The organism is Oleiphilus sp. HI0066 (assembly GCF_001635725.1).
In genome coordinates this window covers 1-855 of the sequence record NZ_LWFH01000024.1, presented here as the reverse complement: position 1 = coordinate 855, position 855 = coordinate 1, and the positions used below count along the sequence as shown (strand labels likewise).

The following is an 855-nucleotide window of genomic DNA, read 5'->3' as shown; positions in this document are numbered from 1 at the left end:
TATCCCTGCAATTGATCTTAAAGACGGCAAGTGTGTTCGATTACGCCAAGGTCGTATGGACGACTCTACGGTATTTTCCGATGATCCTGTTGATATAGCTGGTCGCTGGATGGATCAAGGTGCACGTCGACTGCATTTGGTGGATTTAAACGGCGCATTTGATGGTGTGCCTGTTCATGCTGAGATCGTAAATGCCATTGCTAAGCGCTTTCCGAATTTACCGATTCAAATCGGTGGCGGAATTCGTAGCCTAGATACGATTGATGCCTACCTGAATGCTGGTGTTGAGTACGTAATTATCGGCACGAAAGCAGTGAAAGAACCAGAGTTTGTGACGGAAGCTTGTGCAGCTTTCCCAGGACATATCATCGTTGGCTTAGATGCTAAAGATGGCAAGGTTGCAACAGATGGTTGGGCTGATGTGTCTAGTGTTGAAGCAACAGATCTTGCGAAGCAGTTTGATGAAGCCGGTGTTTCGTCGATTGTATACACGGATATAGCTCGTGATGGCATGATGCAAGGTGTGAATGTTGAAGCGACAGTGCGTCTAGCTCAAGCTTCTTCTATTCCTGTGATTGCATCGGGCGGTGTCACGAATATGGAAGATATCAAAGCCTTGGCTGCGCAAGCTGATCAAGGCATTTGTGGTGCGATCACCGGTCGTGCGATATACGAAGGAACGCTCGATGTGAAAGAAGCGCAAGACTACAGTGATATTCACAGTGGTTACGTTGCGAAAGACTAAGATTTTTAAGGTGTAGTCATGGGCTTAGCAAAACGTATTATTCCTTGTTTAGATGTAGAAAATGGGCGCGTGGTGAAAGGCGTTCAGTTCGTAGATATTCGCGATGCGGG

At 46.7% G+C, this 855-nt stretch carries 2 protein-coding genes; both read left to right on the top strand.

Annotation, left to right across the window (positions count from 1 at the left end; all coding sequences use genetic code 11):
• Window position 1 precedes the first annotated feature (1 nt).
• On the top strand, window positions 2-745 hold the full coding sequence (hisA, locus tag A3738_RS00695; protein ID WP_231876485.1) for a 1-(5-phosphoribosyl)-5-[(5-phosphoribosylamino)methylideneamino]imidazole-4-carboxamide isomerase: 744 nt from the start codon (window positions 2-4) through the stop codon (window positions 743-745).
• Window positions 746-763: 18 nt separating this feature from the next.
• Window positions 764-855, top strand: a 92-nt coding sequence (locus A3738_RS29735; protein ID WP_255376124.1) for a HisA/HisF-related TIM barrel protein, incomplete at its 3' end; no start/stop codon positions are given.